Annotated in this window: 25 protein-coding genes, 1 pseudogene and 1 other annotated feature; of the genes and pseudogenes, 8 read left to right on the top strand and 18 right to left on the bottom strand. The window is 56.9% G+C overall.

The annotated features are described in order from the left end of the window. Positions 1-105 precede the first annotated feature (105 nt). Positions 106-891 (top strand): DeoR family transcriptional regulator, encoded by a 786-nt coding sequence (locus tag LCS67_RS00230; protein WP_000448642.1) that lies wholly within the window; start codon positions 106-108, stop codon positions 889-891. Position 892: 1 nt separating this feature from the next. On the opposite strand, the gene ilvN is transcribed toward LCS67_RS00230, so the two are convergent. From ilvN to ivbL, 3 genes are all read right to left on the bottom strand, one after another. Then, a complete protein-coding gene (ilvN, locus tag LCS67_RS00225; RefSeq protein WP_001171826.1) occupies positions 893-1183 on the bottom strand; it encodes an acetolactate synthase small subunit in 291 nt (96 codons plus the stop codon). A 3-nt stretch (positions 1184-1186) separates the two neighbouring features. Further along, positions 1187-2875 (bottom strand): acetolactate synthase large subunit, encoded by a 1689-nt coding sequence (gene ilvB, locus LCS67_RS00220; RefSeq protein WP_000168439.1) that lies wholly within the window; start codon positions 2873-2875, stop codon positions 1187-1189. Positions 2876-2981: 106 nt separating this feature from the next. Then, on the bottom strand, positions 2982-3080 hold the full coding sequence (gene ivbL, locus LCS67_RS00215) for an ilvB operon leader peptide IvbL (protein WP_001541152.1): 99 nt from the start codon (positions 3078-3080) through the stop codon (positions 2982-2984). Positions 3081-3602: 522 nt separating this feature from the next. On the opposite strand from ivbL, the pseudogene LCS67_RS00210 reads away from it, so the two are divergent. From LCS67_RS00210 to emrD, 4 genes and pseudogenes are all read left to right on the top strand, one after another. Next, positions 3603-3717 (top strand): annotated as a pseudogene (locus tag LCS67_RS00210) (hypothetical protein). After that, the gene (tisB, locus tag LCS67_RS00205) at positions 3714-3803 is read left to right on the top strand and encodes a type I toxin-antitoxin system toxin TisB (protein WP_000117642.1); all 90 of its coding nucleotides are present in this window, start codon (positions 3714-3716) and stop codon (positions 3801-3803) included. The pseudogene LCS67_RS00210 and the gene tisB overlap by 4 nt, the downstream one beginning before the upstream one ends. Before the next feature lie 92 nt (positions 3804-3895). Continuing rightward, entirely contained in the window at positions 3896-4756 is an 861-nt protein-coding gene (locus tag LCS67_RS00200; protein WP_072202822.1) for a DMT family transporter, read from the top strand. Between the two features lie 202 nt (positions 4757-4958). Next, positions 4959-6143, top strand: a complete 1185-nt coding sequence (gene emrD, locus LCS67_RS00195; RefSeq protein ID WP_000828737.1) for a multidrug efflux MFS transporter EmrD — start codon at positions 4959-4961, stop codon at positions 6141-6143. Here the strand turns inward: emrD and LCS67_RS00190 are convergent. Both LCS67_RS00190 and dsdC read right to left on the bottom strand, forming a co-directional pair. After that, positions 6070-7155 carry a cellulase family glycosylhydrolase gene (locus LCS67_RS00190; RefSeq protein WP_000238920.1) on the bottom strand — a complete coding sequence of 362 codons (1086 nt, stop codon included), beginning with the start codon at positions 7153-7155 and terminating at the stop codon, positions 6070-6072. The genes emrD and LCS67_RS00190 overlap by 74 nt on opposite strands. 63 nt (positions 7156-7218) lie before the next feature. After that, positions 7219-8142, bottom strand: coding sequence for a DNA-binding transcriptional regulator DsdC (gene dsdC, locus LCS67_RS00185; protein ID WP_100521861.1), 924 nt, complete (start codon positions 8140-8142; stop codon positions 7219-7221). Between the two features lie 225 nt (positions 8143-8367). Here dsdC and dsdX point away from each other — a divergent pair, with 225 nt between their 5' ends. Both dsdX and dsdA read left to right on the top strand, forming a co-directional pair. Next, complete coding sequence (dsdX, locus tag LCS67_RS00180; RefSeq protein WP_000543317.1) at positions 8368-9705, top strand: D-serine transporter DsdX; 1338 nt, start codon at positions 8368-8370, stop codon at positions 9703-9705. A gap of 17 nt (positions 9706-9722) precedes the next feature. Then, positions 9723-11045, top strand: a complete 1323-nt coding sequence (gene dsdA, locus LCS67_RS00175; RefSeq protein WP_000427988.1) for a D-serine ammonia-lyase — start codon at positions 9723-9725, stop codon at positions 11043-11045. A gap of 81 nt (positions 11046-11126) precedes the next feature. Here dsdA and LCS67_RS00170 read toward each other — a convergent pair whose 3' ends face one another. The 6 genes from LCS67_RS00170 to ibpA all read right to left on the bottom strand — a co-directional run bounded on the left by LCS67_RS00170 (position 11127) and on the right by ibpA (position 15598). Next, positions 11127-11657 carry a radical SAM protein gene (locus tag LCS67_RS00170; protein WP_000147834.1) on the bottom strand — a complete coding sequence of 177 codons (531 nt, stop codon included), beginning with the start codon at positions 11655-11657 and terminating at the stop codon, positions 11127-11129. Continuing rightward, positions 11654-12016, bottom strand: a complete 363-nt coding sequence (locus tag LCS67_RS00165; protein ID WP_001113454.1) for a DUF202 domain-containing protein — start codon at positions 12014-12016, stop codon at positions 11654-11656. Before LCS67_RS00165 ends, LCS67_RS00170 begins: the two co-directional genes overlap by 4 nt. After that, on the bottom strand, positions 12006-12353 hold the full coding sequence (locus tag LCS67_RS00160) for a YidH family protein (protein WP_000703964.1): 348 nt from the start codon (positions 12351-12353) through the stop codon (positions 12006-12008). Before LCS67_RS00160 ends, LCS67_RS00165 begins: the two co-directional genes overlap by 11 nt. 443 nt (positions 12354-12796) lie before the next feature. Then, a complete protein-coding gene (locus LCS67_RS00155; protein ID WP_031567056.1) occupies positions 12797-14458 on the bottom strand; it encodes a putative transporter in 1662 nt (553 codons plus the stop codon). Positions 14459-14646: 188 nt separating this feature from the next. Next, a complete protein-coding gene (gene ibpB, locus LCS67_RS00150) occupies positions 14647-15075 on the bottom strand; it encodes a small heat shock chaperone IbpB (RefSeq protein ID WP_001246919.1) in 429 nt (142 codons plus the stop codon). A 109-nt stretch (positions 15076-15184) separates the two neighbouring features. Next, on the bottom strand, positions 15185-15598 hold the full coding sequence (gene ibpA / locus LCS67_RS00145; protein WP_001532742.1) for a small heat shock chaperone IbpA: 414 nt from the start codon (positions 15596-15598) through the stop codon (positions 15185-15187). After that, positions 15592-15665: a sequence feature (ROSE (Repression Of Heat Shock gene Expression) occurs in the 5'-region of heat shock genes and acts as an RNA thermometer to modulate expression.), on the bottom strand. (Overlaps the previous gene by 7 nt.) A 242-nt stretch (positions 15666-15907) precedes the next feature. Here ibpA and LCS67_RS00140 point away from each other — a divergent pair. Continuing rightward, positions 15908-16240: a YceK/YidQ family lipoprotein gene (locus LCS67_RS00140; RefSeq protein ID WP_001543704.1), complete on the top strand. Its 333-nt coding sequence runs from the start codon at positions 15908-15910 to the stop codon at positions 16238-16240. A 1-nt stretch (position 16241) separates the two neighbouring features. Here LCS67_RS00140 and LCS67_RS00135 read toward each other — a convergent pair whose 3' ends face one another. The 7 genes from LCS67_RS00135 to LCS67_RS00105 all read right to left on the bottom strand — a co-directional run bounded on the left by LCS67_RS00135 (position 16242) and on the right by LCS67_RS00105 (position 22534). Beyond that, positions 16242-17468, bottom strand: coding sequence for a DUF3748 domain-containing protein (locus tag LCS67_RS00135; RefSeq protein ID WP_024798146.1), 1227 nt, complete (start codon positions 17466-17468; stop codon positions 16242-16244). A gap of 121 nt (positions 17469-17589) precedes the next feature. Beyond that, positions 17590-18633, bottom strand: a complete 1044-nt coding sequence (locus LCS67_RS00130; protein WP_031571841.1) for a cytochrome c-type biogenesis protein CcmH — start codon at positions 18631-18633, stop codon at positions 17590-17592. After that, the gene (gene dsbE / locus LCS67_RS00125) at positions 18630-19187 is read right to left on the bottom strand and encodes a thiol:disulfide interchange protein DsbE (RefSeq protein WP_000828293.1); all 558 of its coding nucleotides are present in this window, start codon (positions 19185-19187) and stop codon (positions 18630-18632) included. Before dsbE ends, LCS67_RS00130 begins: the two co-directional genes overlap by 4 nt. Then, a complete protein-coding gene (locus tag LCS67_RS00120) occupies positions 19184-21115 on the bottom strand; it encodes a heme lyase CcmF/NrfE family subunit (RefSeq protein ID WP_031571846.1) in 1932 nt (643 codons plus the stop codon). Before LCS67_RS00120 ends, dsbE begins: the two co-directional genes overlap by 4 nt. Further along, positions 21112-21591 carry a cytochrome c maturation protein CcmE gene (gene ccmE / locus LCS67_RS00115; protein ID WP_001053601.1) on the bottom strand — a complete coding sequence of 160 codons (480 nt, stop codon included), beginning with the start codon at positions 21589-21591 and terminating at the stop codon, positions 21112-21114. Before ccmE ends, LCS67_RS00120 begins: the two co-directional genes overlap by 4 nt. After that, complete coding sequence (gene ccmD, locus LCS67_RS00110; protein ID WP_000074110.1) at positions 21588-21800, bottom strand: heme exporter protein CcmD; 213 nt, start codon at positions 21798-21800, stop codon at positions 21588-21590. The genes ccmE and ccmD overlap by 4 nt, the downstream gene beginning before the upstream one ends. After that, positions 21797-22534 (bottom strand): heme ABC transporter permease, encoded by a 738-nt coding sequence (locus LCS67_RS00105; protein ID WP_031571853.1) that lies wholly within the window; start codon positions 22532-22534, stop codon positions 21797-21799. Before LCS67_RS00105 ends, ccmD begins: the two co-directional genes overlap by 4 nt. Positions 22535-22542: the final 8 nt, after the last annotated feature.

Below are 22542 nucleotides of genomic sequence, written 5' to 3'. Positions count from 1 at the left end.
TTATTTCCTGACGGCCAGACGTATAGTAGTGCCACACTGTAATGTTCTCAGAAACACATAAATGTTACTGATGGAACATAACAACATGATTTGCGGAGAGGGTGAATGGAGACCAAGCAAAAAGAACGTATCCGACGCTTGATGGAGTTACTGAAAAAGACCGATCGAATCCATCTGAAAGACGCCGCGCGGATGCTGGAAGTTTCGGTGATGACCATTCGCCGCGATCTCAGCCAGGATGATGACCCTTTACCGCTGACGCTGCTCGGCGGCTATATCGTCATGGTAAATAAGCCTACGTCTTCAACCAATATGCCGCTGCCGGCGAAAAAGACGCATCATCGGGACGACCTTCCCGTTGCGATCCTGGCCGCCGGCCTGGTGCGTGAAAACGATCTGGTTTTTTTTGATAACGGTCCGGAAATGCCATTAGTTATCAGCATGATACCGGATGATATTACCTTTACCGGGATTTGCTACTCGCATCGGGTATTTATCGCGCTGAATGAAAAGCCTAATGCCACGGCGATTCTGTGCGGCGGCACCTATCGGGCCAAGAGCGATGCCTTTTATGATGCCAATAATCCTTCGGCGCTGGATTCGCTCAATCCGCGCAAAGTGTTTATTTCCGCCAGCGGCGTACATGAACATTTTGGCGTGAGCTGGTTTAACCCGGATGATCTTGCCGCCAAACGTAAAGCGATGGAGCGCGGTCTGCGCAAAATTTTGCTGGCGCGTCACGCCCTGTTTGATGAGGTCGCGCCTGCCAGCATTGGTCCGCTTTCTGCCTTTGATGTCCTGATTAGCGATCGCCCATTACCGACAGATTATGCCGTTCACTGTCGGAATGGTTCCGTCAAAGTCATCACGCCTGATTCGGAAAGTGAATAACTTACTCAAAAAAGACGGCAATTTTATTGAACATGGTGGGATCGGACTGGTTTCGTACCACCTTCGCCACGTCTTCCAGTTTATCGATCTGACTGATCATCTGTTCAAGCCGCTGATCGTCATTGACCAGAAGCCAGATGCGGCTCTGATCGCTACCCTGAATCGGTAAACAGAGAATACCCTCAACGTTGAAAGCGCGTCGGGCGAACAGCCCGCAGACGTGGGTCATCACGCCAGGATGGTTGCGAACGGTCAGCTCCAGAATAACGTTATCATGTGATTGTTTCTGCATGGCTTATTCCCCCACCATCTCTGTATTTGCCGCGCCCGGCGGCACCATCGGATACACTTTTTCTTCCGCATCAATGCGCACGTGGATCAACGCCGGTCCAGGACGACGAATGATAGCCTGCAACGCCGCCTGCGGATCGGCTTCGTTATTCAAATCACAGGTGTCCAGACCAAACCCGGCGGCAATCTGCATAAAATTGATGCTTCCCGGATAGGTTGCCGCAAAAACGCCCTGTTTATAGAACAGACTCTGTTGCTGATGTACCAGTCCCAGCGCGTCGTTATTCATCAGGATGATTTTCACATCCAACTGGTTTTCGCTGGCGGTAGCCATCTCCTGAATATTCATCATCAAACTACCGTCACCGGAAAAACACAGCACCTTGTTGCCCGGATTCGCCAGCGCCGCGCCAATCGCCGCGGGCAGACCAAACCCCATGGTGCCCAGCCCGCCGGAAGTCAGCCACTGACGCGGACGGTTGAGCGGATAAGCCTGCGCGGTCCACATCTGATGCTGACCTACGTCAGTGGTAATAATCGCGTTGTCGTCCACACAGGCGGCGACTGCGTTAATCAGCCCATAGTGACTAAGCGGGTTATTTTCCTGGGGAATACTGCAGGGGAATTCTTGCTGCAAGTCCGCCACCAACTGATGCCATGCTTCCCGCGGCTGTGCCTCGATATGGGGAATTAACTGTGCCAGTACATCATCGACATCCGCCTGAATAGCCACATGCGGCTGCTTAATTTTGCCTAACTCGGCGCGATCGATATCCACATGGATGATTTTGGCGTTCGGACAAAACTGCTCCGTTTTGCCAATCGCCCGGTCATCAAAACGCGCGCCCAGGACAATCAGTAAATCGGCCTCTTGCAGAATAAAATTGGTACTGCGCGCGCCGTGCATCCCCAGCATTCCTAACGACAGCGGATGCGCCTTAGGCAGCATTCCCAGCGCCATTAAGGTCATTGTCGTCGGCAGTTGCGCTTTTTCCGCCAGTTCGCGCACGCGTGTCGGCGCATTGATCACGCCGCCGCCCAGATACAGCACCGGACGCTTCGCCGCGTTAATCATTGCGGCGGCCTCGCGGATACTCTCCGCGCTAAACTCCGGCGGGGGTGATTTTTCCGCCGGCGACGGCAACGCATCCAGCTCAATTGTCGCCGTCTGCACATCTTTAGGAACGTCTATCCACACCGGGCCGGGACGCCCCGACTGCGCCAGACGAAAAGCATCGCTCATCACCTGAGGCAGCTCATTGATATTTCTGACCAGATAGTTGTGCTTGGTGATAGGGATAGAGATACCGTAGGTATCCACTTCCTGAAACGCGTCAGTACCGATCATGGACGCCGGAACCTGCCCGGTAATGCAGATTAACGGAATGGAATCCAGGCGCGCATCGGCAATGGCCGTGACCAGATTGGTCGCGCCCGGCCCGCTACAGGCCATACAAACAGCAGGTTTACCCTCCGTCCGCGCCATCCCCTGCGCAATAAACCCCGCGCCTTGTTCGTGGCGCGCCAGAATATGACGGATTTGCGTGCTTTGGCTTAACGCGTCGTAAACGGGGAGGATCGAACCGCCGGGAATGCCGGTGACGATACGAATCCCCTGGCGCTCCAGAAAATGAACAATAAATTCCGCGCCCGTAAAGCGCTGAGGTGTAGATGTTGTGCCCGAACTTGCCATGCTCCATTCCTTTTATTCTGAGCCGACGTTCCGGGAAGGTGTCTTAAACAAAAAACCCCGCCCGGTTTGCGCCGGCGGGGTTTTGGAATCGTGTGTGTTCCGGACCCTACGGCGCATTGCCGACGACCACCACCACACGCACGACGACCACTGCGCGAGATGGCGCAGTTGTTAGTAGGGTCGCGTTCAGCATGGAAGGGTTCATTAGGGGCCTTGTCTGTTTGTTATTAACACGTTTTATACAAGCACAGCGCTTTCAGCATGACAACGGAAAAATTTTCATCTGCACAAAAATGCGTCAGCGATCACATTTTTCTACGAATTTACACGCTTTGAGTATAGGCGTGATAAGCGTAGCGCCCTCCGGTAATCGCCGGGATTGATGATCACGCGTTTCACAATGCCGGAAAACAAAAAACCTCGCCGAAGCGAGGTTCTTACAGCGTAATGCGGGTGGTAGCCGCGAAGCACACTGTGTTATGTCAACAGCAGAAGTATACGCGTTCTGTGCAGAACGCGCAATTTCGGCGCGAATTTTGATGAATTTGAGTATGGATCAGAAGCTCCGTTCTGTCTATAAATTACTGTTAATTTATACAGTACTTAACTATAATGTCTTTGACACAATGTGTTATGCGGGGGCCGCATCGTAAACCGGCGCAACGAAGTCCTGGCTGAAACGGGTGGTGCCGTCAGCGCCTTAACCCCCTCGTGAGCACACTGTGTTATGTCAACACGCACACTATTCCTCGCAAAAGGGATCGCGTGCGCAACAGCTGGCAACAGGCAGCGGAAAGGTACGTCGGCTGGCAGTGCTCCTTAACCACAGGAGACGCGTATGAGCGTAGTGGATATCACCATTCTTATCCTGAAACTCATTGTTGCAGCACTGCAACTGCTTGATGCTGTTCTGAAATACCTTAAGTAATTCAGATTCAAGCCGCACCGAAGGGGAGCGGGCAACCGCTCCCCTTTCACCTTATCCGCTGGTCTTTCGCTTCCCGGGTATGTTACGTTTTTATGACACCCTCAACGACGCCTGACGCTATGACCCTTTCCGTTTTCTGCATTTTGCTGTTCGCCGCGCTGCTACATGCCAGCTGGAACGCCATTGTCAAAGCGGGAAACGATAAGCTCTACGCCGCGATCGGCGTCAGCGGTTCCGCGGCGGTCATGGCATTGATCCTTTTGCCCTTCTCGCCGCAGCCAGCTCACGCCAGTATCCCTTTTTTAGCGGCCTCTACCGCGCTCCAGGTGGTGTATACCGTCCTGGTGGCGAAAACCTATCAGGTCTCGGACATGAGCCAGACCTATCCTCTTATGCGCGGCACCGCGCCGCTGCTGGTGGCGCTCATTAGCGTTCTGTTTCTTGGCGACAGCCTGTCGTCGATGGCCTGGATCGGCATCGCAGTGATCTGTATGGCGATACTTGGGATGGCCTGTAATGGCCGCGCCAGCTCTCAACGTGGTGTCGTGCTGGCATTAACTAACGCCTGTTTTATTGCCGGATATACGCTGGTGGACGGGACCGGCGTAAGACTCTCCGAAACGGCGCTGGGCTATACGCTATGGTCATTTTTTCTCAACGGCGCCTGCCTGTTAACCTGGGCGATGATTGCGCGGCGGCGGGAAGCGTCGCGTTATCTGGCGCAACAGTGGAAAAAAGGCATTTTTGGCGGGATTGGCACTATGGGATCTTATGGGCTGGCGCTATGGGCCATGACCCAGGCGCCGCTGGCGGTGGTCGCCGCGCTGCGTGAGACGTCGATTTTATTCGGCGCGCTGATAGCCTGGCTGCTGCTTAAAGAGAAAGTGGCCGGGCTACGTCTGGTGGCGGCTGGCGGGATTGCCCTCGGGGCGATTTTACTCCGTCTGTCATGATTGCCCAATAACAGCCGCAGACGTAACACATTCTCGGCAACATTTGTTGCCGCTTTTGTTTACATATGCTGCCGTTCCTTCGTCTGCCATTGCTGGTCGCTGTCTGGCCTTCTTTTTCTGGTGTGATAGATTCCTCTCGCATTTATGGGAATGCGCAGCAAGTTATTCTTATTTTTTCTTTTTTTGAAAAGTAATCAGCGAAATGAAAAGGCAGAGAAACGTCAATTTGTTGTTGATGTTGGTGTTACTAGTGGCCGTAGGGCAGATGGCGCAAACCATTTATATTCCCGCCATCGCCGATATGGCACAAGCGCTAAACGTCCGGGAAGGCGCCGTCCAGAGCGTAATGGCTGCTTACCTCCTGACCTACGGCGTCTCGCAACTGTTTTACGGCCCGCTTTCCGACCGGGTTGGGCGCCGCCCGGTAATCCTCGTCGGCATGTCTATTTTTATGGTAGCGACTCTGTTCGCCATGACCACGCATAGTTTGACGGTGTTGATTGCCGCCAGCGCCATGCAAGGGATGGGAACCGGCGTTGGCGGAGTAATGGCGAGAACGCTCCCGCGCGATCTGTATGAAGGAACGCAACTTCGTCACGCCAATAGCCTGTTAAATATGGGGATTCTGGTCAGCCCGCTGTTAGCGCCGCTGATTGGCGGTCTGCTGGACACCCTGTGGAACTGGCGCGCGTGTTACGCTTTCCTGCTGGTGCTTTGCGCTGGCGTCACCTTCAGCATGGCGCGCTGGATGCCGGAAACCCGCCCCGCCGGCGCGCCGCGTACACGGCTGATCGCCAGCTATAAAACGCTGTTTGGCAACGGCGCATTTAACTGTTATCTGCTGATGCTAATCGGCGGGCTGGCTGGCATTGCGGTCTTTGAAGCCTGTTCCGGCGTGCTGATGGGGGCAGTATTAGGTCTCAGCAGTATGGTGGTAAGCATTCTGTTTATTCTGCCGATTCCGGCGGCGTTCTTCGGCGCCTGGTTTGCCGGACGCCCGAATAAACGCTTCTCAACCCTGATGTGGCAGTCAGTTATTTGCTGTCTGCTGGCAGGCCTTATGATGTGGATTCCCGGCTGGTTTGGCGTGATGAACGTCTGGACGCTACTCATCCCCGCTGCACTGTTTTTCTTCGGTGCCGGGATGTTATTTCCACTGGCCACCAGCGGCGCGATGGAGCCGTTTCCGTTCCTCGCAGGCACCGCTGGCGCGCTGGTCGGCGGGCTGCAAAATATTGGTTCCGGCGTACTGGCGTGGCTTTCGGCAATGTTGCCGCAAACCGGTCAGGGCAGTCTGGGATTGCTGATGACCCTTATGGGATTACTGATCCTGGCGTGCTGGCTGCCGCTGGCGTCACGGATATCGCATCAGGGACAGACGGTTTAACGTTCCCCTCGCCCGGCTTTTTGCCGGGCGTTTCACATTCCGGCGCGATCATCGCATTGAGCAGGGGCTCCTGCGCCGGACGCCACGCTCCTTCTTCGCCGTCATAAAACTGAGTGTCCGCGTTTATCGCATACGGAATATGCGCTTTTTTCAGCTCGCAGGCCATAAAACGGGCAAACGCGAACTGTGAAGCGACCGGCGTTATTTTTATCGACTCTCCCGGCGCCCATCCGCCCACCCAGCTTGCATGGCCGGTCTTATGCTGCCAGCGAACTGCAGCGTTAATCCGTGCCCGAATCGCCGCTTTTTCCGCCGCCGTGCCTGACGTCCACGGATATTTACCGCCGCTTTTCAGGGGGCCCCACGGGAAGATGTGCCACTCCGCCAGTACATAGTTCTGGCTTTGCGCCGGCAGTTTAAGCGCCGACAAATCCTCCGGCGCGGCGCGCATGCGGGGGGCAACGAAAATCATCCGCTGTGGGTCAATGGCGTGAATCAGGCGGATGGTTTTGTCATATACGCGATTCAGCGACGCCATATTATGATTAAGTTTGTCGGCAGGCTCATAAATGAGATCGAACCCCAAAAGCGGGGATGTCTGACCAAAATAGCGCGCGACCACGCTCCACCAGTTGATCAGCTCCTTTTCATGGCTGGCGCTGGGATCGGTTTTATACGCATCCGCCTGATAGGCAATAATGGGTATGACGCCATAGTATTCGCAGGCCTCTACCAGCTTACGCAAATGGATGAGGCGCGCTTCCGTCGGCGCGCCTGCCACACGAATACGGACATGCGTTAACCCTTTTGCCTTAAAATCCCGCACGACCAGCGGATCAAACTCGCGAATACCCCGTTCCGTTCGCGCCCAGTCAACATCCATCCCAACGCCAAGCTGCTGCGCATAGCGCGCCGCCGTCAAAGGCATCGGTTTCGCATAGACGACCGCGCTGGTCAGCATGAGAGAGGCAATAAGCGGTTTAAACACGACGCCCCCTAAAATTTTTACCACGGTGATAGCACGTATTTAGCATATTCACTCCCGGCAGGTGTAGCGGCAAAGCGTAATAAATCTTCACACCTGTTCCTGCAACCAGCGAATAAATGCCTCGATTTTCGGCCACTGCCTGCCAGGCAGAGTGGTGACATAATAATGCTGATGACATTTCAGCCTCATGTCACCAAAAGGCGCAATCAGTTCGCCGCTGTCGAGACGCTTTTGCACCAGCCGTTTACGCCCCATCGCCACGCCAATGTGGTTCATCGCGGCAATCACCGCTAAATCAGAACGATCGAAGCCAATGCCGGATGAATCCGGCAAATTTACCGCAAAATGCTGCGCCCAACTGTGCCACTCATCGGTGCCCGAATCGTTACTCCACGCCTGTCTGTCGTGTAAGAGCGTACAGTGCCGCAAGTTATTCAGGTTGTCCTGCAAGGCGAAACGACGGGCGTAATCCGGGCTGCAAACGGGCAAAATTGCCTCATCCATTAAAAAATGGTGCGTGAGCTGCGCCGACGGCGCATCGTCAAAATAGATAGCCAGGTCAATGCCGGCACGCTGTAGGTTAACGTTATCGTTGCCGGTCAGCATAGTGAGAGAAATTGACGGATAGCGACGGGTAAAGTCCCCCAGCGCGGGCACCAGCCAGCACTGGGCGATAGAGGGACGGGAATACACGGTCAACGTGCCGGACAGTTCCTGATTTTTGATATCGAGGATTTCCTGATTCAACGTATCCAGCGACGATTTCAGCGCCCAGAATACCCGTTTGCCTTCATGGGTAAGCTCCACTTTACGGTGAGAGCGGACAAATAGCTGGATTCCCAACTCGACTTCCAGTTGATTGATACGATGGCTTACCGCACTGGGGCTTAACGACAGCTCATCTGCCGCCAGAGCAAAGGACTGGTGTCTGGCCGCGACTTCAAAAGTATAGAGTTTGGATAACTGCCAGCCGTTGAGTAAGCGGTTTCGGGTATCGCGAAGGGGTTCCATGGCAACCTCAGTCATCTTTTAATTTCCCGAAGTGTAAAAAAACACGCTGAAAAAATCCGCACATAGATGAAGCAAAATGAACCATATCGCAAAATAAAGGCAATATTAGATGGAAATCACATAGTTGATTCAATTTACATCATGTGAATGGCAAATTATATCGTTTGTCAGGAGGTGCTGTTTTTCTGTCCAATAAGAACAGATTAATCACAGGGTAGGTGAGATATGCACGCTCAAATCTGGGTAGTGAGCACGCTGCTGATCAGCATCGTGTTAATCGTATTGACCATCGTGAAGTTTAAATTCCACCCCTTCCTGGCGTTACTGCTCGCCAGTTTCTTTGTCGGCGCGATGATGGGCATGGGGCCGCTGGAGATGGTCACGGCGATAGAAAACGGAATAGGCGGTACGCTCGGTTTTCTGGCCGCCGTTATCGGTCTTGGCACCATCCTCGGCAAAATGATGGAGGTTTCCGGCGCGGCGGAACGCATCGGGCTTACGCTCCAGCGCTGCCGCTGGCTCTCAGCTGACGTGATCATGGTACTGGTAGGGCTGATTTGCGGAATCACGTTGTTCGTGGAAGTGGGCGTCGTGTTGCTCATCCCACTGGCGTTTTCTATCGCTAAAAAGACCCATACCTCGCTGCTGAAGCTGGCCATTCCGCTGTGTACCGCGCTGATGGCCGTCCATTGCGTGGTACCGCCGCATCCGGCTGCGCTGTTTGTCGCAAATAAACTGGGGGCGGATATCGGCTCGGTGATTGTCTACGGTCTACTGGTCGGGCTGATGGCCTCATTGGTCGGCGGCCCGCTGTTCTTAAAGTTTCTGGGTAATCGTCTGCCGTTCAAGCCCGTACCGACAGAGTTTGCGGATCTTGAAGTGCGCGCCGAAAACACCCTGCCGTCGCTGGGCGCAACGCTGTTTACCGTTCTGCTGCCGATTGGCCTGATGCTGGTGAAAACCGTCGCTGAACTGAATATGGCGAAAGACGGCACGTTGTATACGCTGCTGGAGTTTATCGGTAATCCGATCACCGCGATGTTTATCGCTGTCTTTGTGGCGTATTACATACTCGGTCTGCGCCAGCATATGGGGATGAGCGCGCTACTTACCCACACCGAAAACGGCTTTGGCGCCATTGCGAACATCCTGCTGATTATCGGCGCGGGCGGCGCGTTCAACGCCATTCTCAAAAGTAGCGGGCTGGCGGACACGCTGGCGGTGATCCTCTCAAATATGCATATGCACCCGATTCTGCTGGCATGGCTGGTAGCGCTGATTCTGCACGCGGCGGTCGGCTCTGCGACGGTGGCGATGATGGGCGCCACCGCGATTGTTGCGCCCATGCTGCCGCTCTATCCTGACGTCAGCCCGGAGATCATTGCGATTGCCATTGGTTCCGGCGCCATTGGCTGCACGATCGTGACCGATTCCCTTTTCTGGCTGGTCAAGCAGTATTGCGGCGCTACGCTGAATGAAACGTTTAAATACTATACGACGGCCACGTTTATCGCATCTGTCGTTGCACTGGCTGGCACATTCCTGCTTTCCTTTATCATCTGATCGTAAAGAGACGTACTATGGAAAACATACAAAAGCTCATCGCCCGGTATCCTTTGGTCGAGGATCTGGTCGCCCTCAAAGAAACCACCTGGTTTAACCCGGGCGCCACCTCTCTTGCACAAGGTCTACCGTATGTCGGCCTGACGGAGCAGGACGTAAACGCCGCCCATGACCGTCTGGCGCGCTTTGCGCCGTATCTGGCGAAAGCGTTTCCGCAAACCGCTGCCGCTGGCGGCATGATCGAATCTGACGTGGTCGCTATTCCGGCCATGCAAAAGCGGCTGGAAAAAGAGTATGGGCAAACGATCGACGGTGAAATGCTGTTAAAAAAAGACAGTCACCTGGCAATCTCTGGTTCCATTAAAGCGCGCGGCGGCATCTACGAGGTGCTAACGCACGCGGAAAAACTGGCGCTGGAGGCGGGTCTGTTAACCACCGACGATGACTATAGCGTGTTGCTTTCGCCGGAATTTAAACAATTCTTCAGCCAGTACAGTATCGCCGTCGGTTCAACCGGCAATCTGGGGCTATCGATCGGTATCATGAGCGCCTGCATCGGTTTTAAAGTGACGGTACATATGTCTGCCGACGCCCGCGCCTGGAAAAAAGCGAAGCTGCGTAGCCACGGCGTGACGGTCGTGGAATACGAGGATGATTACGGCGTGGCGGTTGAGCAGGGCCGAAAAGCAGCACAATCCGATCCAAACTGTTTCTTTATCGACGATGAAAACTCCCGCACGCTATTTCTGGGCTATGCGGTAGCGGGCCAGCGCCTGAAAGCGCAATTCGCGCAACAGGGACGCGTCGTTGACGCCAGCCACCCACTGTTTGTTTATCTGCCGTGCGGCGTTGGCGGCGGCCCTGGCGGCGTCGCCTTTGGCCTGAAACTGGCGTTTGGCGACAACGTCCACTGTTTCTTTGCCGAACCGACCCATTCACCCTGCATGTTACTCGGCGTTTATACCGGTCTGCACGATGCCATCTCAGTACAAGATATCGGTATTGATAACCTGACGGCGGCGGACGGCCTGGCGGTAGGTCGCGCTTCGGGCTTTGTTGGTCGGGCAATGGAGCGCCTGCTTGACGGCCTCTATACCTTAGACGATCAAACAATGTACGACATGCTGGGCTGGCTGGCGCAGGAGGAAGGAATTCGACTGGAGCCATCAGCTCTGGCGGGGATGGCCGGGCCACAGCGCATTTGCGCCGCCACCGAGTATCAGCAAAGGCATGGATTCAGTCAGACGCAGCTCGGCAACGCGACGCATCTGGTATGGGCAACCGGGGGCGGCATGGTGCCGGAGGATGAAATGGAACAATACCTGGCAAAAGGACGCTAATACTCGCTCAGTGCCGGAAAGACGGCAGCGCCATCCGGCACGCCATCGCCTGATGGCGCTACGCTTATCAGGCTTACGACGCTAACGCAGCATCGCCATCAACTCCTCCGGCGAGCGATGCTGCTTCAGTAAATCCCGCATCACCCGCATATGCGGCGAAGAGTAGTTAAAAAAGGTCTGGTAGCCCTCGCAAAGCTGATTTTTCCCCTGGCTATCCCGATGCTCAGGGCATCCGCCGCCGCAAAAGTGCAAGAAAGAGCACTTCTGACATTCAGCGCTTAGCGGCGCCTTGTCCGGCGCTTCAACGCCATTCCTGCCGCCGCACCACTGCTGTAGCGTCTCATCAAAAAGGCGGACCGAGATACGCTGAATATCTTCACGTACCCAAATATCAAATACGCTATTTAAAAACCGCCCCCAGTCTGCTGAACACAATGAATCCTCGGTCAACATTCCGTTCCGGTCATGTTCCAACAATGGGATAAAATGGACATTGCGAATGCCGAGCCGTTGTAAGTTACGGTACAGTTGCTGAGGGCGCTGGCTATTCTGGCGATTTACGACGACCTGAATCTGGTCATCACTCACGACAATGTCCTGACGTCCTGTCATATAAAATTCCCGATAAATGCAATAAGTTGGCGAATATGGGTAACAGCAAACAGGATTGCGAGCGACAACACCGCGAGGGAGATCAAAAATTTGTCACGCACGACATGAGTTTCGGAAAAATCGCTATGCGCGACATCCATCAAATTACGACTCAGGGTATAACGCCAAAGAATCACCGCCACTATCGCCAGAACGCTGATTGACACCCAGAACAAGAACCCCGCCTGATGCCAGTGGTGCCTGACGGCTAACGCCATTAACGCCCCGTATCCCAGCAGCGTGCGAAACCAGGCCAGTGACGTACGTTCCGGTTGCAGTCCCGGATCGTTTTGCCGACGGGCTTTACGACTATCCGGCATACAGTACCAGCCCCATCACAATCACCGCGACAATCATCAAAATAACGCTGATGATCAACAGGCTATGGGTATAAGGCAAATCCTCTTTCAGACGCATCGCTTTTTCATTACGTAACCAGCGTAGATAGCCATAAATCGCCAGGCCGCCCGCAAACAGACAGAGTAATAACGCCAGCAGTTCACGGATCACTGGCGTGGCAAAATCCGGGGCGAGCTGATCAAGACCGACGCCTGCCGCCAGAAATCCCAGCGAGGTGCGAATCCACGCCAGAAAGGTACGCTCATTTGCCAGCGAGAAGCGATAATCCGGCGCTTCTCCGAGGCGGGAAATCTTCATGACGACTCCTTTTACGTTCTTATGTATTCCCGTTCGTTTTCAGAATACCACTCACGTTGTTGCTGATATGCTTCACATTATCCCGCAGCAAGGGAATCTTATTGCAAAATAACTGTAGTTCACTGGTGACGTGTTTCGGCGCAACCGCGCTCATTCCCGCTATTTTTCATTTCAGTTACGACCTTTTTCAACGCCACCGCCAGGAAAGGCATTATTGCCGGATTAAAAGCTGAAAAACCACCCGTCGCGACGAAAAAAAAGGCGAAGAAGATTGATAACTAACTGAAACAAATTGGAATTATGCTCGTTGCCATTACGCTGATTAGCGCGTTCATTGAGGAAAGAGATAAGAAGAAGAGCAGAAGTGTGACCGGTGCGGCGCGCGTTATCCAGCCTGGATTTAACACAGTGCATAGGCCGGATAAGCAACGCGCCATCAGGCGCTAACCCATTCCCCAAAAAATCACCGCCAGCAGTTGTGGCGTGATAATACGCAGGAACATCACTAACGGATAGACGGTCGCGTAAGAGAGCGCCGCCGCGCCGCTGGTGGCATGAAGATTGTTGGCAAATGCCAGCGCTGGCGGATCGGTCATCGAACCGGCCAGCATCCCGCACAGCGTCAGATAGTTCATTTTGGCAAAAATCCGCGCCAGCAAACCGACGGTAATCAGCGGAATAGCGGTGATGAAAATACCATAGCCAATCCAGCTTAATCCTTCGCCCTGCGTCAGCGTATCGACAAAATCGCCGCCGGATTTCAGCCCAACGACCGCCAGAAACAAAACGATGCCTAACTCACGCAGCGCGAGGTTGGCGCTCGGCGGCATAAACCAGTACAGCTTACCGATGCTACCGATACGCCCCAAAATTAGCGCCATGATCAGCGGCCCGCCGGCCAGCCCCAGTTTTAACGCGACCGGGAATCCCGGCACAAACAACGGGATTGACCCAAGCATAACCCCTAATCCGATGCCGATAAACACCGGCAGCATCTGCACCTGCTGGAGTTTTTGCTGCGCGTTGCCGACCACATTGGCTACCGCATCAATCGAGGCTGGACGCCCCACCAGATTGAGAATGTCGCCAAACTGCAGGCTAGCGTCACTACTGGCGACCAGCTCAACGCCCGCGCGGTTAAGACGGGAGATAACCACGTCATAACGCTCTTTAAAGTGCAAATCGCGGATACGTTTGCCGAGCACTTTTTCGTTGGTGACGACCACACGCTCGACGCGTAAATCCGTGCCGCGCGTCGACAACGAGGTGTCCACTTCCTTGCCGATCACCAGTTGCGCGTTATGCAGGTCGGTAGATTGGCCGACGAGGTGCAGCAGGTCGCCTGCCTGGATAATCGTCCCCGGCGACGGCACCATCAGCGTGTCGTCGCGTTTCAGGCGTGAGCAAATGATTTTATCGCTGTTCAGGATCGGCACATCCTGAATAGCCATATTATTGAGGTTCGGATTCTCGACACGGATATTCATTGTTTGAATTAATGAATGACCGTTAGCGAGAGAGGATTCGTGCTTCTGCGCTTCCGCCTCGACGTTAACGCGAAAAATCAGCCGCATCAGCCACATGGTGAGCAAAATACCGCAGATGCCAAACGGATACGCCATCGCATAGCTCATCCCCATCTGATCCACCAGATCCACTGGCGTTCCCAGATCGCGCAGGATTTGCTGACCCGCCCCTAACGCAGGCGTATTGGTGACTGCGCCGGAGAAAATCCCCAGCACCACTGGCAGCGGAATAGCGAAAATTTTATGCAGAATCGCGGTGACCAACCCGCCCATAATCACAATCAGAACAGCAAACAGATTGAGACGCAGCCCGGAAACGCGCAGCGAGGCGAAAAATCCCGGCCCCACCTGTATGCCGATGGTATAAACAAAAAGGATCAGGCCGAATTCCTGGATAAAGTGCAGCATATCGCCGCTCAGCGTCACCCCAGCCTGATCGACGAAGTGGCCGACGATAATACCGCCGAACAGAACGCCGCCAATACCAAAGCCGACACCGCGCACTTTAATGTTGCCGATCCATAAACCGACAACCGCCACCAACGCCAGAACGCTGACCGTCAATGCGATATCACTCATCTTCTCTTCCCTGTGAGTAACATTTCAATTTATAGGGATTATGACTGAACCGTTAAGGCATATATACAGCATGGCGCACATTCTCATGTTACAAAACCGCCCAGACGTCCTGACTTCGGCAGCGTCTTACCCTTTTTCGTGGCACAAAAAAGCCCCGCCATCTCTGGCGGGGCAAGGCAAGGAGCTCATTAGCTATTTAATGCGGAGCGTTCGTTAATGGCGATACGCTGCGGCGCAATGGTTTCCGGCTCGTTGCGGGTTAAATCAATATGCAGCAGGCCGTTGGTAAACGTCGCGCCGGAAACTTCCATATTCTCAGCCAGCGTAAAGCTCAGGCTAAAAGGCTGCATGACCAGGCCCTGATGTAACCATTTGGGCTCGTTTTCCGGCTGTTCCGGCGTGCCTTTCACCGTCAGGCGCGTGCCTTCCAGTTGAATATCCAGATCTTCCTGACGGAAACCGGCTAACGCTAAGGTAATGCGATAATGGTTATCGTCGCTTTTTTCGATGTTATAGGGCGGGAAGCTCTGGCTTTCGCCGCTGTTTTGCAGCGCATTGGCCAGCTTGTCAAAACCGATCCATTGACGCAGCAGTGGGGATAAATCGTAGTTACGCATAATCATTTCTCCTTCTAAGAAGCGAGTTTTTACCTTCACACTTTACGTGCGAATATGCTCCCTGACGGCGAGCATGGGATGACAGGCCGCGCAACGCGACCCGACGGAATCAGTTAATTTCGATACGGCGCGGTTTGTTCGCTTCCGGAATCACGCGCTCCAGTTCGATATACAGCAGCCCGTTGACCAGGTTTGCGCCGCGAACGTGAATGTTCTCCGCTAACTGGAACTTACGTTCAAAGTTACGCTCGGCAATGCCCTGATACAGGTAAGTACGCTCTTTCTGCTCGTCCGCATGAGCGCCTTTTACCACCAGTAAATTATCCTGGGCAGTAATCTCCAGTTCGCTTTCCGCGAAACCGGCAACGGCAATGGCGATGCGGTAGTGGTTTTCGTCTACCAGCTCAACGTTGTACGGAGGGTAGCCGCCATTACTTTGGCTTTGGTTATTTTCAAGCAGGTTAAACAGACGGTCAAAACCAATGGCAGAACGGTACAGCGGGGATAAATCAAAGTTACGCATAATCATAAACTCCTGAAATCAGCGAGAATGTCAGACCTTCCATCATGGACAGGCCAGGATTGCCAGAACACCCATCAGGCGTGCCCTTCTATTCACTACGTCTTATAAATGGGTCTGAATACGTACTTTTCAAGTATTTTAATCCGACTTTTTTTTGCAGTTTATTGGCTATTGCATAGACTGGTTGGGACAGCACTGATTGTTAAAGTGCGATTACCGCCACAGTGCCACGTACTGGTGATGTTATTTTTAGCAACGGATCGCTATAACTCATCATGCAAATAACGACAACCAACAGATGAATGAGTGATGATAAAAAACGTGTTGTTAACGCTGATAATATGGAATGGGATGCTTTTATTAGGCGGTTGTTCAAGCGTCATGTCGCACACCGGCGGTAAAGAGGGTACTTATCCTGGCACGCGCGCCAGCGCTACGATGATCGGTAACGATGAGACAAACTGGGGCACCAAATCGTTGGCCATCCTGGATATGCCATTTACCGCCGTGATGGATACGATCCTTCTGCCGTGGGACATCTTCCGCAAAGACAGTTCGGTAAGATCGCGCGTAGAGAAAAGCGAGGAGGAGACGAAAATGACCAATGCCGTCATCCCCCCGGCGAAGATGCCTCCTCCCTGATCTATCGCCCGGTTTCCGTCACCCATAGCTGACGGAACCCTTTCACCTCTTCCATCCATGCGACGTGTCGCCCATCTGGTGAAAAAACGACGGCGTCCGCAGACGGCGGGTTGTCGTGCCTGGCGGTTAAGAAGTCGATCCTCCCACTTTGTGCGTCGCAGCAGGCAATCCGATTTTCCAGCACCAGTCCCAGCCATTTACCCGACGGATGCCAGTTAAACGCTGACTGTACGCCGGTCGCATGATGCGTTAACTGCCGGGGCTCGCCTCCCTGCGGCGATATCAGCCACAGTTGCGCTACGCCGTTATCGTCTCGCATCAAAAAGGCGATCGCCGTCGCCTGCGGATTACTGCGGACCCAGTGGCGTGGTTCGTTAGTGAGCCCAGGGTAAACACGCTGGTGAGTAAAGGTAAGACGCCGCTGAACTACGCCCAACGGCGGCGATGGCATCGTTGATTCGGTTCCCGTCAGCGGCGTGTCGCCTGCCTGTTTCCAGCCGTTTTCATGACACGGTAAATCGACAATAAACAGCTCCGGGACTTTTTTGCCCGTCAGCGACAGCGTATCGCCAATAAAGGCGATCTGGCGGTTGCCCACCCAGCCCTCTTCATAGGCGCGGTTAATGTCATCGCTGCCAGGTCTCGGCGCAGGCGTCGTGCGGCTAACCAGTACGCACCAGTAGCTACCGCTGTATTCGCGCGGATGCTGAGCCGGTACCGTAACCGGCCCATACGGCACAGCCACGCCGACATTACGCAGATCCAGCGCCGGATCTCGCTCATGCAGAACGTGGTCATTATAGGTAAAACTCACCAGCTCGCCGTTCGGGCTAAATACATGGACGTGGCTGCCGCCGCGCAGCGCGCCGGGAGTATACGGCGCAGTAATATCCATCGCATCGAGGTTAGTCACGCCCCTCGGCGTTGCAATAACGCCCCGGCGGTGGTGAAAATCGTAATGCCACGTCTCATCAGGGTTTTCAGGGCCATGAATAAACACATAGTGATTGTCGGCAGGATGCACCGTCACCACGCCGACATGCGCGCCCTGCACGGCGCGATAAATCACCTCCACGTCGCCGGTATGCACATTGACACGCTCAATAGTCTTGCCCGTAAATGACGCGCCTGAAGGCCGCACATCAAAGACCAGCCACTGGCTGTCAGGTGTCCAGGTATTGGTGTTGGTAAGCTGGTGATGGCGCGGCGTAAAGGTGATTTGTTTCATGGGATGTCCTGATAAGAGACGATGCTCGCCATCATACTTCACACGGGCTTTACTTTCAGGCTTTAGCGTATCGTTGAGATAGCCAGGCCCGGTGGCGCCACGCCACCGGGCCGTCAGGGCATTATTTCTCCTGCGCCAGCCGGATACTGCGCTCTATCACCGCCCGCCGGGCGTCACCCGCCGGCAGCAGCTTCAGCATCATCTCCCAGGCCGCCACCGCCTCGCCAAAGCGCTGCTGCTCAAAGGCGCTGAACGCATACAGGCTTAACACCCGGATATCCGTGTGGTCGCGGCTCACCAGCCGGCGCAGCAGCTCCCCGCCGCGGCGGTTATCCTCCGGGTCGGACGAGCGCGTCAGCGCCTCCGCGTAGCCCAGCGCCGCATCGCTGTTTTTCGGGTCCAGGCGACAGGCGTTCGCATACGCCCCGGTGGCGGTACCGGCATTACCCAGTACCATACCGATGCGCCCCAGCATGAGCCAGCCCTCAACATTGCCGGCATCATTCTGCAGGCGGGTGCGCAGCCCCAGCGCCAGCCGCGCCATCTCCTCTTCATTCAGCGGCTGCGCCTGCGGGTCCAGCGCCCGCGCCAGCAGCCCGGGCGTCTGCGCCGTCGCCTGCTGCCAGGCCCTGACCTGCTGATAGCTGCCGGTCTGTGAGTAACTGATGGCGGCCACGACCAGCGCCATAACCACGCCCGGAAGATACACCCCCACCCCTGCGCGTGGTCCCGCCGCCGGAATGGCGTCAGCCAGGACGTCCTGTCTGATACGCACCCGCCGGCGCGTGCGGGCAACGATTATCCACCCGCCCGCCACGATGGCGGCCAGCGGCAGCACCCACAGCAGCACCGTCAGCGGGGTCAGCGGCGGGTCGTAGGTGACAAAGTGGCCGTAGCGCGCCACCATGTAATCGATGATTTCCTGGCGGCTCTTCCCCTCCTGCATCAGGTCATACACCCTGCGGCGCATGTCGGTGGCTATCATCGCGTTCGAGTCCGCAATGCTGTTGTTCTGGCATTTCGGGCAGCGCAGCTGCTCCGTGAGCTGGCGGAACTGCTGCTCCTGTGCTTCATCTTTAAACGGCATCACGTCGGTGGTCGCCCGCGCTGACCCGGCGATAACCAGCGCCAGCATCAGCATCACCATGCCCGGTAACAGTCTCATTGCGCCGCCTCCCGGCTGTATCTGTCCCACAGCGGTTTCAGTTCACTTTCCCATACCCGGGCATTCAAATCGCCCGCATGGCGGTAGCGGATAATCCCCCTGCCGTCGATGAGGAAGGTTTCCGGCGCGCCGTACACGCCCAGGTCCAGCCCCAGCATCCCGTCGCTGTCCGATAAACTCAGCGCATACGGGTTGCCCAGTTCTTTTAACCAGGCCACCGCCTTCGCCCGGTCGTCCTTATAGTTCAGCCCGACCACCCGGATACCCTGCGCAGAAAGCTGGTTCAGGTACTGATGTTCGGCGCGGCAGGTCGGGCACCAGGTGGCCCAGACGTTAAGCAGCACCGGTTTCCCCTGCGTCAGCACCTCCGCCTCATAGTACTGACCCGGCGTCTCCAGCGATTCCAGGCGGAACGCCGGCACCGGCTTTCCGGTCAGCGCCGATTCGAGATTCGTCGGGTCATCGCCCTGCGCGTTGCGCGCCAGCTGCCACAGCAGCGCCGCGGCAATCAGCAGAAAAATCAGCAGCGGTAATAACAGTACGTTGCGTTTCATCCGGCCTCCGGCAATGGTTTACGGCGGCGGTAGCGCGGGTCCGCCAGGCACAGCAGCCCGCCCAGCGCCATCAGCAGCCCCCCGGCCCATATCCAGCGGACAAACGGTTTGTAGTACAGGCGCACGGCCCACGCGCCGTTGTCCAGCTCCTCCCCGAGCGCGGCGTACAGGTCGCGGGTCAGCCCGCCGTCAATCGCCGCCTCGGTCATCACCATCCGGCTGGTGTTGTAGAGCCGTTTCTCCGCGTGCAGCACCGCCTCCGGCTCGCCGTGGCGCGTCACCCCGATGAGGGCCACCCCGCCGCGGTAGTTGGGGCCGGTGATGTCCCGCACCTCCCGGAAGGTGAAGCGGTAGTCGTGAATGGTCACGCTGTCGCCCGCCCGCATCCGCACGTCACGCTCCACGCTGTAATTCTGGCTGAAGGCGATGCCGGTAATCGTCACCGCCAGCCCGAGGTGCGCCGCCACCATTCCCCAGTAGCTGAGAGAGGTTTTCGTGCCGCGGGACACGCGCTGTACGGCTTCGGCCACCGCCAGCACCGTAATCCAGCAGGCCATCGCCATCCCGGCCACCGCCATGGCGGCGATGCGGTCCTGCAACAGCCACGGCAGCAGTACCGACAGCGCCAGGGTGGAGACCAGGGCGGTGAGCAGCAGCGCCCTGATGTTACGCGGCCGGTCCCGGCCCCAGCGCACCAGCGGCCCCACCCCCAGCAGCAGGGCAAAGGGGACCATCAGCCAGGTGAACATGGTGTTAAAGAACGGCTCCCCCACCGAAATGCTGCCCAGCCCCAGCTGTTTGTGCACCAGCGGCAGCAGGGTGCCCAGCAGCACCACCAGCATGGCGGCCATCAGCAGGACGTTGTTGCCGAGCAGCAGCGACTCGCGCGACCACAGCGTGTTGTTCACCCGCGAACGCACCCTGTGCCCGCGCACGGCGAACAGCAGCAGCGAGCCGCCGGTGACCAGCACCATAAAGGCGAGGATAAACATCCCGCGCGCCGGGTCGGAGGCGAAGGCGTGCACCGACACCAGCACCCCGGAGCGCACCAGGAAGGTGCCCAGCAGGCACAGCGAGAAGGCGCAGATGGACAGCAGCAGCGTCCACGCCTTAAAGCCGGCGCGCTGTTCCGTGACCGCCAGCGAGTGCAGCAGGGCGGTACCCGCCAGCCACGGCATAAAGGAGGCGTTCTCCACCGGGTCCCAGAACCACCAGCCGCCCCAGCCCAGCTCGTAGTAGGCCCACGCCGAGCCGAGCACGATGCCCAGCGTCAGGAACACCCACGCCGCCAGCGTCCACGGGCGGGCAAAACGGGCGAACGCGCTGTCCAGACGCCCGCTCAGCAGCGCGGCGATGGCGAAGGCGAAGGCCACCGAGAAGCCGACATAGCCCATGTACAGCAGCGGCGGGTGGAAAATCAGCCCCGGGTCCTGCAGCAGCGGGTTCAGGTCGCGCCCCTCCACCGGAAAGGCCGGCAGCGTGCGGGCGAACGGGCTGGAAGTGAACAGGATGAACACCAGAAAACCGGCGCAGACCATTCCCATCACCGCCAGCACCCGGGCGACGATATCCGCCGGCACCCGCCGGCTGAACACCGCCACCGCCAGGGTCCAGCCGCTCATCAGCAGCACCCACAGCAGCAGCGAGCCCTCGTGCGCTCCCCAGGTGGCGGCCACCCGGTACCACACCGGCAGCTGCGTGTTCGAGTTGCCGGCGACATAGGCCACGGTGAAGTCGTTAACCACAAAGGCGTGCACCAGCACGAAAAACGCGCCCGCCACGCAGATGAACAGCAGCCAGGCGAACACCCCGGCCGACGCCATCATCCGCGCGTCGCCGCGCGCCACGCCCCACAGCGGGTAAACGGACAGCAGCAGCGCCACGCCGAGCGCCAGGCACAGCAGCGCGGTGCCGTATTCAGGCATCATGATGAGGTGTCCTTATCAGCGCGTTGCGGGCGGCGGTGGTTTTCCTGCATCGCCTTTTCCACTTCCGGCGGGGTGTAGTTCTCGTCATGCTTGGCCAGCACCTCCTGCGCCAGGACGTGGTTGCCCTTCTCCAGGGTGCCCTGCACCACCACCCCCTGCCCCTCGCGGAACAGGTCCGGCAGTATCCCCTCATAGCTCACCGTCACCGACCCCTCGGCGTCGTAGAGGCTGAAGTTCACCTTCAGCGAGTCCGGGTCGCGCCTGACGCTGCCGGGCATCACCATCCCGCCGACGCGCAGGCGCTGGCCCGCCGCCGGCAGCTGCTGCGTCTCGCGCTTGCCGTAGAGAATTTCGCCGGGGGTATAGAACAGGTCGATATTCGCGCGCAGCGCGTACAGGACCAGGGCGGTGGTCAGCGCCAGGCCTGCCAGCACCGCGCAGACCACCCATAGCCGGTTTTTACGTCGCAGGTTCACGCCGCCTCCTGTTGCGCCTGTGCGGCACGCATCCGCGCCTCGCGCGCCCGCTGCTGCGCCACGCCGCGCAGAATGGCCCGGCGCTGCAGCACCGTGTGCAGCGCCAGCAGCGCCAGCGGCGCCACGGTCATCGCCACCGCCAGCCAGACAAAAAAGGCGTACCCGCCCATGGCGAAAAAATCGCTCCACGATGAAAATGCCGGACTCACCGGTGCCCCCTTTTCAGTATCAGTTCGCTCACCCACGGGCGGCGTTTTTCCATCAGTAAAATCAGGTTGCGCATCCGCATCAGCGACAGCGTCATAAAGAGCAGCAGGTAGCCGGCGATGGCCCAGCGCAGCGGCGAGCGCATCGCCGGGTCGATACTCTGCTGCATCTGCGTCGAGCCCTGGTGCAGGGTGTTCCACCACTCGACGGAATAGTGGATAACCGGCAGGTTCACCACGCCGACCAGCACCAGAATGCCCGCCGCGCGCCCGGCCATTTTACGGTCGTCAAAGGCGTGCCACAGGGCGATGACCCCGGCGTAGAGAAACAGCAGCACCAGCTCCGAGGTCAGGCGCGCGTCCCACACCCACCAGGTGCCCCACATCGGTTTGCCCCACGCCGCGCCGGTGACCAGCGCGATGAAGGTGTACACCGCCCCCACCGGCGCCATCGCCGCGACGGCAAGGCTGGCCATTTTCATCTGCCAGACCAGCCCGGTAAACGCCGCCACCGCCATCGCCGCATAGATACCCATTGACCAGATGGCCGCCGGGACATGCAGGTACATAATGCGGTAGCCCTCCCCCTGCTGGTAGTCCGCCGGGGCGAAACCAAAGCCCCGGATCCAGCCGGTGGCCAGCGCGATGATGCCGGCCGCCGCCAGCCACGGCACGAGCCTGCCGCAAATCTGATACAGCCGGGGCGGCGCCGCCAGCTGATGAAGGGTTTTCCACATAGTCGTCA

This window comes from Salmonella sp. A7, from assembly GCF_020181675.1.
Classification (GTDB): domain Bacteria; phylum Pseudomonadota; class Gammaproteobacteria; order Enterobacterales; family Enterobacteriaceae; genus Salmonella; species Salmonella enterica.
Note: the sequence above shows the minus strand (reverse complement) of the source record. Positions and strands in the feature narration are given on the sequence as shown.